This window comes from Vibrio sinus, from assembly GCF_023634645.1.
GTDB lineage: Bacteria > Pseudomonadota > Gammaproteobacteria > Enterobacterales > Vibrionaceae > Vibrio > Vibrio sinus.
In genome coordinates, this window is record NZ_JAMKMR010000023.1 from 1 (window position 1) to 16373 (window position 16373).

A 16373-nucleotide genomic window follows, 5' to 3' on the forward strand; every position below is an offset into this window, starting at 1 on the left:
GCAACCAGTGCAATTTTTCCTTTTAGGCTGATAGCTGATAATATTACCGCGTCTATCAATATTATATTCACAACATTGGTTAAATAGTTTGGCCAGCGATTGTCTGCTTTTTTGTACTCGTGACTTAACGGTTGAGTAATTGACGCCTGTCTTTCGGGCATACTCTTTTTGCGAGACACCATCCAATTCTATTGCTGTGAGCAATTGTGCTTGCTCTTTTGGCAGCCTATCAATAAAAGGCCTGACACATTGCGCTATTTCACGCTCAAACTTGTGTTGCTCATTAGGGTTATGTGTCAGCCATACGTCTAATTCGGGAACAGTCGTGGTTTTACGTTTGCGATAGAAATCGATAATGGCGTTGTTAGCGATTTGAAAAAGCCATGATTTGACTTTCTTATGATCTTTTACGCTAGGCAAGTTTTGATAGGATCGAATGAGTATCTCTTGTAACAAATCATCGACATCATCTTGATTTTGAATGTGCTTGCGCAAAAAATTTTTTAGGCTTTGCTGATAGTCAGCCCAGACAATCTCGATATTCATCTAATACTTTCTTCTCTTAGTCTCTCATGACTGAGTAGTTATTCCGGTTTTATACCCAAATGACATTTTGCAGTCACTTGGGTACAAACTAGATTAAATTGGCATCTAGACCAGCGTAAGAATTAACCTTACTCGCAACAGCTGGCTTGGCAACAGGTAGCATCTTTTATGCTGTTGTTATTGGCGATAAAAGTCCCAGTCAGATAGTAAGCACTGAATTTGTCTATAAAGTCATCAGCCACAGACTTCTCGCCAAGCTCTGTTTCCAATAACGCTTCACTCCATGCTTTAACTTTAGGCAAGCCCGTCAAAAAATCACAGCCAGTGCGACTTAGTACCAGATCTGCGCGATATAAGAGCGGTAGCCAAGCGATATCGACTTTTCCAACGTCATCTGAACTAAAATATTGATGCTTTGCAGAAAGTTGCTTTTCTGCTCTTTCAAATGCTTTTCTTAAAGTCGCAAAGCGTGGTTCAAACGTTTCCATCTCTTTAGCACTCATTGCGCCACATTGAGTAAGGTAGTGCTTTGACGCTTGATAACTCCATGAGCGTTCAAACGCCTTTTTCTCGTGCGAGAGACCTTGTTGAAGTGGTCCATAAGCGTCTTCAATATATTCGACAATGGCATCGGACTCAAATAGAGCCATACCTGCTTCTGTAATCAGCACAGGCACTTGCCCATTGGGAGATATAGCGAGGAACCAATCAGGTTTGTTGCTTAAGCTGATGTATTCAATCTGATAGGGGATGTGTTTGGCTTCCAGTGTGGCCGTGACGCGTTGTACAAAAGGACAGATGGTAAAACTTACGACTTTAATCATTATTCGTCTCCAGTTATTTGACTCAACTAATAAGACGGACTCGACATAAAAAAGACGAAATTATTTCATCGGTTCAACCTCCAAAGTTTAAATTTTGATGACCATATACCCAAATTACTTCGAGATGCGAGTTTCAGCGAGATAGATAAGGCTTCAATGCTAGGCAGGGATGTGAGGCATAGTCATTCTACGTCGAGCAGCCCTAACAACGCAGTGAAGCCTTATCTACTCGCCCTTTGGGAGCGGTGTGAGTGGCCCACTTTCGCGTCAAAGGCCTTTGAAATGGAGGGCCATTCCTGCAGACCTTTTCCTTAAATTGGGGCACTCACATCGCTCTGAATCCTGCATCTTGAAGTAACTTGGGTATAAGCAAAATAGTAGGATTAATAGTATTTCGCGTTATGAAAATGTCAGTCACTGTAATCGTGTGTGGTTTTCTCATCAATCTTTTCTCAATAATGTTGTACTTTTTGATGCCGATAAAACATTGCTCGTCGATGAGACGCCACAGAACTGCTTGACTTAATCGCTCGATAAGTTCAACGTTTAATGAGTCGATGATGAGAGATTTGGCTCTCTCAATATACGAGTTTCGGGAAGTTTCTGCCTGAACATAAAAGAAACTTTCCGGCAGAACTAACACTGGGTTCATTGATATGACAGATAACACATGGAAGTTCGACGAGTGGATTAGGAACGAATTTGTTCAGCAAAACAATGAATTGGAGTCGCTGTATTGGCAACAATGTGACAAAGCCAATGTGGAAGGAATAGGTGAAGAGATAAAGGAGTCGTTAGTTCGTGAAGGCAACATATTTATCTCTAAACTTCTTCAGGAAGGTAATACTGATGAGGGTTTTGATGCCGATTTCGATTTACTAGGTAACGTGGGTTTGTTTATGGCCGCATGTCGCCGCCACGAAATCACTGAGCCATCAAGAGAAAAAACATCACCTTTACATGAAGCATCCGCACTCTCAATGCAAATAGGGGCTTCTATTGGTGTAACACCTAGATTTGCCACAGCACATTTGACTACCCATAACTTTGCAGTAAACGGCCAATATAAACGTTTTACTGATCTTAAAGCGGAAAAGTTGTTTGTTGATTACAACACACGAGGGATTTTAGCGTACAAACGCGCGGCAGATGCTTTATTAAAAATCAAACCTTTGGGGCTTTCGCATCCCATCACGGCGGATTTATTAAAAGTGGCCTATCAGGCTTTATCCGACGTCTATCATTCCAATCAAATTTTGTTTTCTGAATTGGAAGCCGACGCCTTTTTTTATCAAGTACGACCATACTACAAGCCTTATCGAGTTGGGCTACATGTTTATCGCGGTGCGAATGCGGGTGACTTTGCTGGTATCAATGTGATCGATCTTTTGTTGGGACTTTGCCTAGCTAACGAGTCGTCATACTCGCAGCTTCTAGTTGATAAGTTCCTGTATATGATGCCTGAAGATCAAAAAATCCTTCGTGATTGCATGCGTATGACTTCATTTATGGATGAGTTTCTTCAAGCTCGTGATGCGTATGTTAAAGAAGCTTGGTATCAAGAGCACCTCGCCTTGTTTTTGGATGTCTGTGAGATGCATGGGAAAACAGCCGTACAACATCATAACCAGCTGGTTGAAAAATATATTGCCAATCCTGCAAATAATCTGAATGACGTCCATATGGATAAGTTAACAGCGAGTGGCCCTCCATTGCCAGTTTTACTCGGAGCATTGGAAAAGCTGAGAGATAAGAGGAACGCCGCTGAGCGCAAAGACATATTGACTCGATTCTCTGATATTCAGCAGCTACGAAGCTCACTTAACTAAGGAGAATGGCCATGCGCTCCGTACTGACCAAAAACGATTTCCATTGCCCAAACGGGTCTTACCTATTAAGCCATTCGGTTGGGCGACCGTTTAAGTCGCTGGCAGAAAACGTCCAAAATAGCTTCTACGGTCCATGGGAGGGTAGGGGGGCGGAGCCTTGGGGCGCATGGTTAGATGCTATTTCTGACTTTCGTTCCGAGTTAGCAACATTGTTTTCTGGAGATATCAGAGATTTTTGTCCTCAAATTAACCTGTCTTCCTCGCTCACAAAATTAGTCCAATCACACGAGCGTCTCGCTCGCAAGCCCACGATTTTGATGAGTGAGTATGATTTTCCGAGTATGGGATTTGTACTCGATAGAGCCCCTTTGGATGGAGCAACAATCAAGTATATCCCAGAGGAGCGTGACATTACCGATCCCAATGTTTGGCAAGAATACTTGTGTTCTGGCATTGATCTTGTTTTTGTTAGCCACGTTTATTCGAACACAGGACAAAAGGCTCCTGTCTCTCATATTATTAATCAGGCGAGAGAACTTAATATCATTTCTGTGGTTGATGTTGCGCAGTCTGCCGGAGTCATTAATGTTAATTTGAATGAATTGAGGCCTGATTTTCTGATTGGATCTTGCGTTAAGTGGCTGTGTGGGGGGCCTGGTGCCGGGTATTTATGGGTGAACCCGGATATCCTAAGTGAGTGTCAGCCAAAAGATGTAGGGTGGTTTAGTCATGAGAATCCTTTTGAGTTTGATCTTCATGACTTTCGTTATCATGATTCGGCGTTAAGGTTTTGGGGAGGGACCCCTTCGGTTACGCCCTATGCGATAGCGTCGCACAGTATTCGTCAATTCAACAAAGCCAATGTTCATCATGTGATTAAGCACAATGATGATTTGGTCGATTATCTTATCAACCAGATTGGTGATGTAGTGATTTCACCTCACGAAGTGGAAAGACGGAGCGGCACCGCAATCATTTCCTTGGACCATAACCCAAATCTTTTAGAAAGCCTAAAATCGAACCATATTTGGGTTGATCAACGAAGTTTAGGATTACGGGTTTCCCCCCATATATACAATACCAAGCAAGATATCGATCTTTTTGTGAAGCACTGTATGGAGGTGCGTTAGGAGAAGAGTAGAGTCGGCAGGAAATATAACGCCCAAGTAAAAATGCCAGCCTTTTAAGGCTGGCATTAAGCTAAGAATAGGCTTAACTTCGTTTCCAAAGTATATGGCAGAACTTATGTTCGGGATCTCTGCTGACAAGTAAACGAGCGTACACATCATCGAGGACATCATCATCTTCGTTAACGAGACCGACGCGAACTTCGGCATACACCTCTTTATCAACATCAAAGCCAACATGCTTTGCCCAATCATCGCCTGTTTCGACGAGCTCCGCAGCACCTCTGTCTTCAAACTGAGCGGTAAAGATCAATACGTCTGCGGCTTCCAAGTTATCGGGCGCCATTTCCAAAAAGATATCGTATGCGGTTTCGATAGCATCGTCGTAGGACATCAGTTCAGTCATAGTGTTACGCTCGGTTCATGTATTTACGTTCAGATGTGTTGATAACGACTCTGTCACCCGTTGCAATGTACTCAGGTACTTGTACCGTCAGGCCTGTTGCAAAACGAGCTGGCTTCGTTCTCGCTGACGCTGAAGCCCCTTTGATTGAAGGATCGGTTTCTTCAATCACAAGTTCAACTGAAGCAGGAAGCTCTAGTGCTGCTGCTTTGTCGTTCACTAGAACTACTTGTAGCCCTTGAGTATCTTCACTGATAAACAGGAGCTCGTCAGAGATTTCGTCTTGCTTGAAGGTATATTGTGAGTAATCTTCATTGTCCATGAAGATATACTCATCACCGTCAATATAAGAAAACGTCACTTTACGCTTATGCATATCGACAGTGTCTAACATGTCATCAGACTTAAAGCGCTCGTCAACTTTTCCACCCGTTGCAAGGTCGGTAAATCGAAAACGATAGATGGTTGAAGCACCTCTAGCGCTGGGCTTGGTGACCTCAATATCTTTGACCATTAGGATTTTGCCGTTAAGCTCAACGGCAAACCCCTTCTTAATTTCACTCGCCTTTGGCATTTATAATTTCCTAACTATTTGATTACAGGTGATATGATGCAAACAATTTATGGAAATATAAAGTAATGCTAGCAATAATGCGAGTAAACCAGCTGCCTTCATCAACTTTGTTTAGTGCGACAAGCGGCTCAGTTTGAATCACTTTACCTTGATAGCTGACGGACATTTCACCAAGCTTTTCACCTTTGCTTACTGGCGCTTTGATATCAGCGTCGTAAGTGATCTTGCTTTCCAGTTCTTTCTCGTTAACACCAGATGGCAATACAAGCGTTAGGTTTTTGTCTAAGCCAACAGCGACGTTATCTTGCTGTCCACCCCATACTTTTTGATCGGAGATTTTCTGATCTGCTTGATACATAGTGTCTTGTTTGAAGAAGCGGAAGCCATAGGTCAGTAAGGCTTTACTTTCTGCTGCGACATCGTTGAGTGATTTAGTACCAAGAACGACAGCGACAAGCTTCATTGGGTTACCAGGCATTGCTGCAGAGCTCACCAGTGAGTAACCAGCCGCTTTTGTGCTACCGGTTTTCATGCCAGTTGCGTACTTATACGTGAACAACAAACGGTTGAAGTTTGGTTGGCGAATATGGTTGTATTCGAATTCTTTTTGACCGTACCAGTGGAAATATTGCGGGAAGTCATTCATCACGTGCTGGCCTAGGACACCTAGGTCATACGCTGTTGAGAAATGTGCTGGCGCAGGTAATCCCATTACTGTGGTGAAATGGGTATTGTGCATTTTCAGTTGTACAGCGGTCGCGTTCATCATAGAGACGAATGACGATTGAGATCCTGCTACGTAGTTGGCTAGAGTGACAGCTGCGTCATTACCAGACTCAACAATCACACCTTGGATAAGGTCTTTCACAGTAACGAATGAACCAGGTTTCAAGAACATTCTTGAACCACCTGTGTGCCATGCCACTTGAGGGACTTCCACTTTTGAATCAAGTGAAATGGAGCCATCAGCCAACTTCTGCTCGACGATATAAAGCAGCATTAATTTGGTTGTACTCGCTGGCGCCATACGTTTGTTTGCATCATGTGAAGCGATCACTTGGCCTGTGGACGCATCAAAAAGAATATACGACTCAGCTTTTATGTTTGGCAGGAAAGTGCCTTCTTGCTTCCACTTCTGTGCTAAGGCTTCCGGTACGCCGTTTACACCACCGGCTTCTTCTGGTGCTTTTGGAACCTGAATACTTTCTGGGACGTTTTTCTGAACATCGATTGCCCCATAGCTATTTAGCGGCGCTTTTGCATCTTTATACTGAGTAGCCGCAAAGTAGTTGCTATCAGGTTGAGCGAGGTCTGCTGTGTCATTCGCTGGCGCTGCAAAAGCAACATTCGTCGAAAGAAGGGCTGCGATTGTTGCAGCTAAAGAGAGCTGTTTTATTTTAATCATACGAGTTTTAATTTTTACAGTTGTTGGCTAGGTCAACAGACCCTAAGGCATTACGATTTTGGGCCACTAAATTCAAGTTCAAAAAACATGCTAATCAGGTTTTCAGAATCTTTCCGGCTGGAATGCTACTCTATTCTGGCAAAGAACACTATTTTCAATCTGACAGTAACTGGTACGATCTTTAGTGTGCTTCCATCATAAGTCTATATTATTCAGTTAGTTAATTTGAACTTGAATAATGTAAATTGACACATATTTGACAGAGCTATGGGTAGACGTATCAGGATTTTCTTGAATCCTCCTAGACTCTAAGCGAATATGGATAAAGTGTCTTCAATATCAATTGACTAGCAAACATCAATGCCGCTATCCACGTTAGACCCAAATGAGCCATACCAACTGGAATACCAACCTGTAGTCGCTGATCTTAAAAAATGTTTAGTGAGTGGAGTAGGGAGCAACCTCCATAGCTTGTACATCTACGGAAGTGTTGCGCAAAAGTGCGCTAAGCCAAACCAATCCAATATTGATGTGATTGTCATTACTCATCGACCAGTAGATGAGAACTGGTCAACGATATTTAATACCATTAAGTGGCGTTTCCAAAAAGAGTTTCCTTTTATCACGGAAGTCAGTTTGAAAAAGGCTTTGGCTCATGAGGTGGCGAGCTTAGAGAGCCTGTTTTCTTGGGGGTTTATGCTAAAACACTTGTCAGTCTGCATTCATGGTGAGGATTTATCAGAGTGCTTTGGTGAGTATGTACCAAGTTGGGAAATCGCCAAATATTGGAATATGGATATTGAAGAGTGGTTAACTTTGTATCGGCAGCGCATTGTCACGACCGAGAACAAAGAAGCCTTGGTAAAAGTTCAGCAGGCGATAGCCAAAAAGCTATTGAGGGCGAGCTACACATTAGTTATGCATAAAGATAAGCAATGGTTTGATGACCCTCAGCTGTGTGGTCAACATTTCCTTAACTATCATCCGGATAAGAAAGTGGATATTGAACGTCTTGGCATTTTGCTGTCTGGGCGACTGATCGCAAAACGTTCGGTAGTGGGCATTCTTGACAGTTATGGTAGTTGGTTAGTTAAGCAGTATAAAAAGACCGAATTCAAGATTGGGTAATGTTTTAAAATAGCCCAAGTTGTGGTGCACATAAGGTATCAAAATCTAGCCCAATAAAGGGGAGAATGGCGTCGCCAATAGGCTTTAACTGCTTGTCAATGTAATGCTGATAGTCGATTGGGCTTTTTACATACTCTTGTGGCTCCGGGCCATTGACCGTGATGACATATTCTATCACTCCTTTATTTTGGTACTGTAGGGGCCTGCCTAATTGCGCATTGATTTCGTCCGCCATTCTCGCCGCTCGAACCTGAGGGGGGATATTTTTTTGGTATTCGTGAAGTTTCCGTCTTAGTCTTTTTCGATACACAAGCTCCGTATCGAATACGCCATCTTTAGTTTGTTCGACGAAATGCCGAACGTAATCTTCCGGCGGTTTATCGTGAAAAATGAGATCATAAAGTCGTTGCTGAAACCGTTGTGAGAGGGGAGTCCAATCGGTGCGTGCACTTTCTAGTCCTTTAAAAATGATCGTTTCGTTTGTGCCCTCACCAATTAAACCGGCGTAGCGTTTTTTAGAGCCTGTTTCAGAGCCACGTATGGTCGGCATAAGAAACTTCCTATAATGGGTTTCGTATTCCACTTCTAGGTATGAGGTTAGGCCAAATTCGTTGAGCAGGTGTTCTTTCCACCATTGATTAATGTGAGTGACTAACTCGGTACCAATTTTGTCTGCATTTTGTTTGGAATAAGTGCCGTTAAGTGAGATAAACGTCGAATCAGTATCGCCATAGATGACTTGATAGCCTTTATTCTCCACCAACACTTTGGTTTGTTTCATGATTTCGTGGCCGCGCATCGTGATGCTAGAGGCAAGACGAGTATCGAAAAAGCGACAACCTGACGATCCCAACACACCATAAAACGAGTTCATTATGATTTTTATCGCTTGGGAGAACGCTTGCTCATTGTTTTGTTTAGCGACATCTCTTGCTTGCCACAAATGCTCAATCATCGCTGGCAAAAAGTGTTTCTCTCGGTGGAATTGCCCACCGCGAAATCCTGCCACCGCTTGTGTTGACTCTTTGCCTACTTCCAGCTTTAACCCTTCAATCATTCCCATAGGGTCAATTAGAAACGTTCGAATAATGGAAGGGTAAAGGCTTTTGAAATCTAACACCAACACCGAGCCGTAGAGATCTGGAATCGAATCCATGACATAACCACCTGGACTCGCCAACCAGTTTTCTGAATGCAAGTTCGGTGCGACATACCCTGCTCGATGCAGCTGAGGCAAATATAAATTGGTAAAGGCCGCCACCGAGCCACCAATTCTATCCAGTGCTAATCCAGTGAGGCGGGAGCGCTCAATCAGAAAGTCCAGTAGATGAGTATGTTTAAAGATTCGGCTAACCAGAGCGCAATCTTGCAGGTTGTATTTCGCCAGCGCTGGTTTGTCTTTCTTAAACATGAAATTAATTTCATCCATTCGGCTGTGTACGTTATGGATGGCTTTTCCTTCACCCAGTAATGTTTGAGAGACCGACTCTAACGACCAAGAAGGAAAACTGAACGTTGCGGTTTTCAGTCCATCGATACCGTCAATCACCACGCGCCCGGGAATATTAACAAAGGATTGCTGCGATTGTTTGGCGGTGCGAAATGAACTCGCTTGGCTTGCTCGTCCAAGATGAAGAGGGCGGTTGTGGAATTCAGCACGTCGGTGGAGGAGCTTAAAGTCGAAATCGATAACGCTCCAGCCAATAATCACATCGGGATCAAAGGTGGCAAACCACTCACACAATGCGCTGAGCAACGCGTTTTCATCCTTCACCCACTGGATGGCTGTTTCAGCGGGCTCGTTTTCACCAATCATTATGACCCGGCTATCCATCGGGCTATCCAGCCCTATCGAATACAGCACTCCCTTTTCAGAGCACTCTATATCGAGTGACACGACCTTCAGCTCTGGTATGTAGTTGCCTGGGCGACATTTAACTTGGGTGTATTGTCTGTATGATGTGTGATTCGACTCTACACCAATAAATTCGATGCTGCCTTTGAGGTAGCGTTCCATCAAATAACGTTCAGTAAGCTTGATATCAGATTCTAGTACCAGAATGTTTGCAGCACTGAGTCGTTCGGATATTAGCTGTGACGTTCTGATTGTTGGGCTATAGCAGGCCGCCACTGGTTGATCGTCAAAGGTTGTAAGGTCGAGCGAAGAAAACGTTACCAATAAGTTGGATGAGGAGGCAATGCGAGTCGCCGCATCTATGTCTTCCGCAAGAATGAAAAAAACGGGCTTCTCTTTATCTATGGTAAGTTTGGCAGGGCCTGACTCTGTGGACGCCCAAATGTCGATTTGGGTCATCCCAGATCGATCTTTTGTCGAGCAGGAGAGAATAAAACCTTGAGTGACTGACAATTCGTTTACCTATTCGATTAAAGCAATTTGGTTATATGAGGGGGCATACCTCAAAGTAGTCAGGTCACTTGGGTATAACTCTCCTGAAATTCTAGCAAAAGTTAGTAATAAAAATAAGCCGTCACTTTAGAAGTGACATTTTCGCCATTCCAATGCTGATACTCTGCTTGGCTTCGTATTGCCCAAGATGAATTGATTGACCAGTTCCAACTGGCGCTAAACGTAACATTTTGATCTGCAGCGCTATCTATCAAAAATAGATATTGGCCTTGTAGACCCACTCGGTGGTTGCCAACTAATTGGTATAGAAGGCCAGCTTCCACACCAACACCTGGCGTGAAATCGTAGTCGGTAAGTTGACCATGACTTGCCTCAACGGATAGTAGCGAATAGAAATGCGCGCCGTCAGATTTTCCCCAAGCTTTTCCGACGCCTCCTTGACCAAACCATCGACTGGCCTCCTTGTTGTCGTCAGGACGTCTATCAAAACCGGTTCGAATATTCCACGCAAAACTATCATACGTACGGTTGCTAGGTGCTAAGGCCATGGCATCGATAAAGTAAAAGTGCTCTAGGCGTGTATTGTTATCTTTGTTTGTACTGACTTGCGTATCTAAGAAACTGATTTTTGCGCCAGGAATAAAACCTGCTTGGGAGTCGAGCAGATCGTGGTACGCGATACGGCTTTCGACGCTTACTCTCGAAGAGTAGTTCTCATTGTGTAAATAACTCAATCCAAGTCGCGCAGATCCGTGTCCTTGTTCTGGGGAAACACTAGGTTCTGGGACAGGCGTAAATGGTGAATCAACATTTAACTGGCTACGTTGGTACAAAAGGTTGGTAAGACGCTTTGCCGTTGGGTCTCGTTCACGCTGGCCATCGTATAGATCAAAATTGAGCCACTCATAAGCAAACTCCAGCACTGCCGCATTGTCGGATTCACTGAGCTGATCACGTAGTGGGTAGTTTTCTTCCTTAGTGTAAGCAGCAACCAAAAACAGCTCACTGTCGATTTCGTTGGACTGGTGTAATAAACGCGTGCCAAAAGCAGGGCGGTATGTCGGTTTGGATAGGAGATGGTTATTGTTTAATGTTGCCACTGTGTCAGACGGGATGGCGTGCATTGGGAAATCGGCAATGAGAGATAAATCTTCGTTTGCGAGTTCTATCAAGGCCAACAGCTGATAAGAGCAGTTTTCATCCAGGAAATAGTAATCGAACTCGGCATGTTGTAGCTCCCACAAATGTAGAAGGATATTGTTGACCTCATCTGGGGAAAGCTTGAGTTTGTATTCCCAAATATCACGCGATTCAATGTCATTGTATTCGCGCACTTTTCGATAATAGGGCATCAAAGTGAATCGTCCCGGGTAACTACCAATAAGCCCCTTTAGCGCGTATAAGGCAGCGTTGTCATCTGTATCTGGCTCTGCGGCAAAATTAATAGCAAACGCCACCAGTTCTTTATGCCGCGTTTGTTCTTTTGCATCCACGCGCAACAAGGTGTGTCCAAACATGGAAGAAGGGTTGTTCATATAGGCGGTTGGAAAGACGAGCGTCATTCCCATTGGGTCAATGACCTTGCGCCACTGCTCAAGATCAGAGCAGTTCAGTTGTGCGCTTCGTCCTCGTTTTTTTTCAAGCCAAGTGAATCTAGCGGGATAGCGGCAACGCATTTCATTTGCGTATTGTTTATCCTCGCTATAAAGCGCTGAAATCGTGGCAACTAATTCTGCTTTGGGTGTGTTTCGGCCATCAGGAGATAAGAAAAATTCCTCTGAAACAATATTGCTTTTTATTCCGCCCAAAAGCTTATCTTGATAGTGACCGAGCTTAAGCCAATATGAATCGTTCGATAGCTTATCGACATCGAGTTTTGGGGTTGTAGCGTAACTAAAAGGTGAGAAAAGCAACAAACCCATGATGTAAACGATACTAACTTTGTAAAACGTCATAGATATCTACAGCACATAACGTTAATTGAGAGGTATATCCAACTCGACACATTTCTGTCTGGAGGTGGAAATGGAGTGTTTTACGTAAAGACAAGTAGCGATGTACTTCAAATGTTCGCCGCACCGCTACCTATTTACGTTTTTGGTTTAGTAAAGATGCTAAATGGTATATTGCGCTAGCGTTTCATCCTTAGCTAACAACGTGTTTAGGTTTGAAAACACTTCGCTAGATGTGACATTTTCAGACTCGAATACGTCAGCAAAGTGTTGTTGTGTCATTTGATTGAAGGCTTTTTTATCCTCAGGTTGTATACCCCATACTTCAGATAATGTTGCCAGTGTTTCCCCATCCCCTTTCGCGATATCACGCGCCAAGTTATCCATATTGCCATCAATAAACATGGCTACTTTTTGCGAAGAAGTAACTGGACCATGTCCATCACAGCCTAGTGTTCCGAAGGTAATACCGAACGTTTGGTTACCAGAGGTGCCATTGGTAGTAGCGCCGAGAACTTTAGAGACTTTGCCTTTTTCGCCGTCGAAAATCATGGTTCCTAGTCCACAACCAATATCTGGATCGGCAAATGCGAAATTAGATAATGGGAGAGCGGTTGCAAGGATCGCCGTCGCCAGGACTTTTTTCATAATATTTCCTTATATTGATAGTTTTTTAATTAATAAAAAGTGAGAACCGATATCCGTACAACATTTCCCACAAAATAATTACTAGTCGTATTTTTGCGCAATATCAATTGAGTAGAGACATTTATTGAGTAAAAGTGATCTGCATGGAAAACTGGGTAAACCCAAGTAAGATCAATAAAGTTGGTTATATTTCCAGCTAAGTTACAGAAGTCGTAAATAAGTACTTGCTAAAGTTTGCGTTTCGGCACATATTCAGTGTAAGTAATTTAAATTTAGATGAGTTAAACTAGCAGCAATGTTGCTGACCACCTTGATGTGAAGGTGGGTGTTGAGCCAAATGAAAACGTGGAGATACAAGTTTGATTAGTGTTTTCCTTGTAGATGATCACGAGCTGGTTCGCACAGGGATACGACGTATAATTGAAGACGTCCGTGGAATGAACGTAGCAGAGGAAGCTGAAAGCGGTGAAGATGCAGTAAAATGGTGTCGCAACAATCATGTCGATGTCATTTTAATGGATATGAATATGCCGGGAATTGGTGGGCTGGAAGCCACAAAAAAGATCTTGCGATTCAATCCTGATATCAAAATCATCGTTTTAACTGTTCATACGGAAAATCCGTTTCCAACTAAAGTGATGCAAGCTGGGGCAGCTGGCTACTTAACGAAAGGTGCAGGACCAGACGAAATGGTCAATGCGATTCGTGTAGTGCACAGTGGGCAGAGGTATATTTCGCCAGAAATCGCGCAGCAAATGGCGCTAAGTCAGTTTAGCTCCAATGCAGAGAATCCATTTGCGGATTTGTCTGAGCGCGAACTTCAGATAATGATGATGATAACAAAAGGGCAAAAAGTAACGGATATATCCGAACAACTGAACTTAAGCCCTAAAACCGTCAATAGTTATCGCTACAGGTTGTTTAATAAACTGGATATAAGTGGTGACGTAGAGTTAACGCACTTGGCGATTCGTCATGGCATGCTCGATACAGAATCACTGTAGTTAAAGATAGACCTTAGTGAATACACCTTTCGATTCAACCTCTTTTTTAAAATCAGTCACGAGTCAGCCAGGCGTATACAGAATGTATAACGCAGAGGCTGACGTGATCTATGTCGGTAAAGCCAAAGATCTCAAAAAACGTTTATCTAGCTATTTCCGAAGCAAAATCGATAGTGAAAAAACCAAAGCCTTAGTCAGTCATATCGATAAAATTGATGTCACTGTCACGCATACAGAAACCGAGGCTTTGATTCTTGAGCACAACTATATTAAGCAGTATCAGCCCAAATATAATGTGTTGCTTAGGGACGATAAATCCTATCCGTATATTTTTTTGAGTAAGCAAAAGCATCCCCGTTTGTCTTTGCATCGCGGTGCAAAACGCAAAAAAGGAGAGTACTACGGTCCTTACCCAAACTCTGGAGCAGTGCGTGAAACACTCCATCTTTTGCAGAAAATTTTTCCTGTTCGTCAATGTGAAGATACGGTCTACAGTAACCGAACACGGCCTTGTTTGATGTATCAAATAGGGCGCTGTGCTGGCCCTTGTGCGCCCGGTATTATTGGGCTCGAGGCTTATCAAGAACTGGTTGAATTGGTGCGGTTGTTTTTGCAAGGCAAGGATAACCAAGTGCTAGAGTCTCTTGTGGCTAAGATGGAATCTGCCAGCAAGGCGCTCAAGTTTGAAGATGCGGCGAAGTTTCGCGATCAAATTCAAGCGATTCGCCGAGTGCAAGAGCAACAGTTTGTCTCTGAAGATACCTCTGATGATATGGATGTGTTGGGCTTTGCTCATGAAAATGGTATTGCCTGTATTCACATTTTAATGATTCGACAAGGCAAGATACTGGGAAGTCGCAGTCATTTTCCCAAAATACCAAGAAATACTAGCCGCGAAGAAGTCTTTTACAGCTTCTTGAGTCAGTACTATCTCAGCCACCAAGAAGGACGGACGATTCCATTTAGGGTGATTTTGAACAAAGGGTTGCTTGAAGACGTGAGACCTATCCAGGATGCGTTGACAGAGCTTGCAGGCCGACTAGTGCATTTTCACTTAGAGCCTAAAGGAAGCCGTGGAAAATACCTTAAACTTTCCAACACTAATGCGTTGACTGCCATTACCAGTAAAATCAACCATAAGATGACAATTTCACAACGCGTGAAAGAGCTACGCAGTTTGCTGGGGCTATCCAATATTGATCGAATGGAATGTTTTGATATCTCCCATACTATGGGCGAACAAACGATAGCTTCTTGTGTGGTGTTCAACCAAGAAGGCCCGGTTAAGCAAGAGTATCGTCGATATAATATTGCTGGCATCACTAAGGGTGATGATTATGCAGCAATGGCACAAGTCCTAGAGCGTCGTTATTCAAAACAATTAGATGTCGACAAAATCCCCGATATTATTTTCATCGATGGCGGTAAAGGCCAGTTAAATCGAGCGATTGATGTCATTTCTAAATACTGGTCAGATTGGCCAAAGCGGCCTCAATTGATCGGTATAGCGAAAGGAGTGACTCGCAAGCCTGGCTTAGAAACCTTGATTACCCAAGTTGGTGACGAGTTTAATCTGCCAAGTGACGCGCCTGCTTTACACCTGATTCAGCATATACGAGATGAGAGCCATAACCATGCTATTTCGGGTCACAGAGCCAAAAGAGCAAAAATTAAGAAAACCAGTGCTTTGGAAGGCATAGAAGGGGTTGGCCCTAAACGTCGTCAAGCGTTATTGAAATATATGGGCGGGCTGCAAGAGCTAAAAAGAGCGACTGTAGAAGAATTAGCCAAAGTGCCCGGTATAAGTCACTCTTTAGCTGAAAATATCTATCAAGCATTGAAACAATAAGTAAAATGCCGCAACATTAACGCGCAATCTATCAGAGCCTAAAAATATATGCGTCTTAACATTCCAAACATTCTATCTCTACTACGCCTTTTCCTTATTCCGGTTTTTGTTGTCGCTTTCTATCTTCCATATAGTTGGGGGCCATTTTTGGCGGCGATGATCTTTTGGGTAGCAGGATTTACCGATTGGTTAGATGGAATGTTAGCTCGAAAGTTAGGGCAGATGTCACGGTTTGGTGCCTTTATTGACCCAGTTGCAGACAAGGTCTTGGTGGCTTCAGCGCTGATACTAATCACCGAGCACTATCACACTATTTGGATTACGATTCCTGCCGTTACTATGATTGCTCGAGAAATTATTATTTCTGCACTACGAGAGTGGATGGCGGAGATTGGTAAAAGAGCCAGTGTTGCGGTTTCTTGGATTGGCAAGTGGAAAACGTTAAGCCAAATGTTCGCCATTTGGGTATTGGTGTGGCGCTACGATAACTGGATGATTTGGCTGGGCTATATCGCGTTGTATTTGGCTACCTTTTTGACATATTGGTCGATGGCTCAGTATTTGCTCGCTGCAAAAGATGACTTGCTTAGTGAAGAGCACCAGTAGTCTTAGTTGTTAGATTGTTCGTAAGCAATTAAATGAAGTTATTTACTCAAATACGTAAGGATTCTTGGTAGAAAAATAGTCAATTTATTCGTTTTTGAGCGTAAAGTAGT

Annotated in this window: 15 protein-coding genes; 6 read left to right on the forward strand and 9 right to left on the reverse strand. The window is 43.2% G+C overall.

The window, feature by feature from the left end; all coding sequences use genetic code 11:
• The 3 genes from sigZ to M9194_RS18375 all read right to left on the reverse strand — a co-directional run.
• A partial coding sequence (gene sigZ / locus M9194_RS18365; RefSeq protein WP_250614158.1) for an RNA polymerase sigma factor SigZ occupies window positions 1–546 on the reverse strand: 546 nt, incomplete at its 3' end.
• Window positions 547–674: 128 nt separating this feature from the next.
• Complete coding sequence (locus M9194_RS18370) at window positions 675–1370, reverse strand: glutathione S-transferase family protein (protein ID WP_250614159.1); 696 nt, start codon at window positions 1368–1370, stop codon at window positions 675–677.
• Window positions 1371–1695: 325 nt separating this feature from the next.
• Complete coding sequence (locus M9194_RS18375; protein ID WP_250614160.1) at window positions 1696–2022, reverse strand: hypothetical protein; 327 nt, start codon at window positions 2020–2022, stop codon at window positions 1696–1698.
• A gap of 4 nt (window positions 2023–2026) precedes the next feature.
• Here M9194_RS18375 and M9194_RS18380 point away from each other — a divergent pair, with 4 nt between their 5' ends.
• Both M9194_RS18380 and M9194_RS18385 read left to right on the forward strand, forming a co-directional pair.
• Complete coding sequence (locus M9194_RS18380; protein WP_250614161.1) at window positions 2027–3199, forward strand: PrnB family protein; 1173 nt, start codon at window positions 2027–2029, stop codon at window positions 3197–3199.
• An 11-nt stretch (window positions 3200–3210) separates the two neighbouring features.
• A complete protein-coding gene (locus M9194_RS18385; RefSeq protein ID WP_250614162.1) occupies window positions 3211–4329 on the forward strand; it encodes an aminotransferase class V-fold PLP-dependent enzyme in 1119 nt (372 codons plus the stop codon).
• 82 nt (window positions 4330–4411) lie between these two features.
• Here M9194_RS18385 and M9194_RS18390 read toward each other — a convergent pair whose 3' ends face one another.
• From M9194_RS18390 to M9194_RS18400, 3 genes are read right to left on the reverse strand one after another with little or no spacing between them, the layout of a single operon-like run.
• Window positions 4412–4732 (reverse strand): HI1450 family dsDNA-mimic protein, encoded by a 321-nt coding sequence (locus M9194_RS18390; protein ID WP_250614163.1) that lies wholly within the window; start codon window positions 4730–4732, stop codon window positions 4412–4414.
• Between the two features lie 4 nt (window positions 4733–4736).
• Window positions 4737–5303 carry an elongation factor P-like protein EfpL gene (gene efpL, locus M9194_RS18395; protein WP_250614164.1) on the reverse strand — a complete coding sequence of 189 codons (567 nt, stop codon included), beginning with the start codon at window positions 5301–5303 and terminating at the stop codon, window positions 4737–4739.
• A 22-nt stretch (window positions 5304–5325) separates the two neighbouring features.
• Complete coding sequence (locus tag M9194_RS18400; protein WP_250614165.1) at window positions 5326–6708, reverse strand: D-alanyl-D-alanine carboxypeptidase family protein; 1383 nt, start codon at window positions 6706–6708, stop codon at window positions 5326–5328.
• Between the two features lie 360 nt (window positions 6709–7068).
• Between M9194_RS18400 and M9194_RS18405 the strand changes: the two genes are divergently transcribed.
• A complete protein-coding gene (locus tag M9194_RS18405) occupies window positions 7069–7836 on the forward strand; it encodes a nucleotidyltransferase domain-containing protein (RefSeq protein WP_250614166.1) in 768 nt (255 codons plus the stop codon).
• Window positions 7837–7840: 4 nt separating this feature from the next.
• On the opposite strand, the gene M9194_RS18410 is transcribed toward M9194_RS18405, so the two are convergent.
• From M9194_RS18410 to M9194_RS18420, 3 genes are all read right to left on the reverse strand, one after another.
• Complete coding sequence (locus tag M9194_RS18410; protein ID WP_250614167.1) at window positions 7841–10204, reverse strand: DNA polymerase II; 2364 nt, start codon at window positions 10202–10204, stop codon at window positions 7841–7843.
• 101 nt (window positions 10205–10305) lie between these two features.
• Window positions 10306–12159 (reverse strand): Lnb N-terminal periplasmic domain-containing protein, encoded by a 1854-nt coding sequence (locus M9194_RS18415; RefSeq protein ID WP_250614168.1) that lies wholly within the window; start codon window positions 12157–12159, stop codon window positions 10306–10308.
• Window positions 12160–12318: 159 nt separating this feature from the next.
• Complete coding sequence (locus tag M9194_RS18420) at window positions 12319–12804, reverse strand: DUF3015 domain-containing protein (RefSeq protein ID WP_250614169.1); 486 nt, start codon at window positions 12802–12804, stop codon at window positions 12319–12321.
• 359 nt (window positions 12805–13163) lie between these two features.
• On the opposite strand from M9194_RS18420, the gene uvrY reads away from it, so the two are divergent.
• The 3 genes from uvrY to pgsA are packed head-to-tail and all read left to right on the forward strand — an operon-like array spanning window position 13164 to window position 16263.
• Complete coding sequence (uvrY, locus tag M9194_RS18425; protein ID WP_250614170.1) at window positions 13164–13808, forward strand: UvrY/SirA/GacA family response regulator transcription factor; 645 nt, start codon at window positions 13164–13166, stop codon at window positions 13806–13808.
• A 16-nt stretch (window positions 13809–13824) separates the two neighbouring features.
• Window positions 13825–15657, forward strand: coding sequence for an excinuclease ABC subunit UvrC (gene uvrC, locus M9194_RS18430; protein ID WP_250614171.1), 1833 nt, complete (start codon window positions 13825–13827; stop codon window positions 15655–15657).
• A gap of 48 nt (window positions 15658–15705) precedes the next feature.
• On the forward strand, window positions 15706–16263 hold the full coding sequence (pgsA, locus tag M9194_RS18435; protein WP_250614172.1) for a CDP-diacylglycerol--glycerol-3-phosphate 3-phosphatidyltransferase: 558 nt from the start codon (window positions 15706–15708) through the stop codon (window positions 16261–16263).
• Window positions 16264–16373 lie beyond the last annotated feature (110 nt).

What these genes read in the sequence shown, in the direction of transcription:
- M9194_RS18370 (WP_250614159.1), bottom strand. Translation starts at nt 1,370, where the DNA reads ATGATTAAAGTCGTAAGTTTTACCATCTGTCCTTTTGTACAACGCGTC.
- M9194_RS18375 (WP_250614160.1), bottom strand. Translation starts at nt 2,022, where the DNA reads ATGAACCCAGTGTTAGTTCTGCCGGAAAGTTTCTTTTATGTTCAGGCA.
- M9194_RS18380 (WP_250614161.1), top strand. Translation starts at nt 2,027, where the DNA reads ATGACAGATAACACATGGAAGTTCGACGAGTGGATTAGGAACGAATTT.
- M9194_RS18385 (WP_250614162.1), top strand. Translation starts at nt 3,211, where the DNA reads ATGCGCTCCGTACTGACCAAAAACGATTTCCATTGCCCAAACGGGTCT.
- M9194_RS18390 (WP_250614163.1), bottom strand. Translation starts at nt 4,732, where the DNA reads ATGACTGAACTGATGTCCTACGACGATGCTATCGAAACCGCATACGAT.
- efpL (WP_250614164.1), bottom strand. Translation starts at nt 5,303, where the DNA reads ATGCCAAAGGCGAGTGAAATTAAGAAGGGGTTTGCCGTTGAGCTTAAC.
- M9194_RS18400 (WP_250614165.1), bottom strand. Translation starts at nt 6,708, where the DNA reads ATGATTAAAATAAAACAGCTCTCTTTAGCTGCAACAATCGCAGCCCTT.
- M9194_RS18405 (WP_250614166.1), top strand. Translation starts at nt 7,069, where the DNA reads ATGCCGCTATCCACGTTAGACCCAAATGAGCCATACCAACTGGAATAC.
- M9194_RS18415 (WP_250614168.1), bottom strand. Translation starts at nt 12,159, where the DNA reads ATGACGTTTTACAAAGTTAGTATCGTTTACATCATGGGTTTGTTGCTT.
- M9194_RS18420 (WP_250614169.1), bottom strand. Translation starts at nt 12,804, where the DNA reads ATGAAAAAAGTCCTGGCGACGGCGATCCTTGCAACCGCTCTCCCATTA.
- pgsA (WP_250614172.1), top strand. Translation starts at nt 15,706, where the DNA reads ATGCGTCTTAACATTCCAAACATTCTATCTCTACTACGCCTTTTCCTT.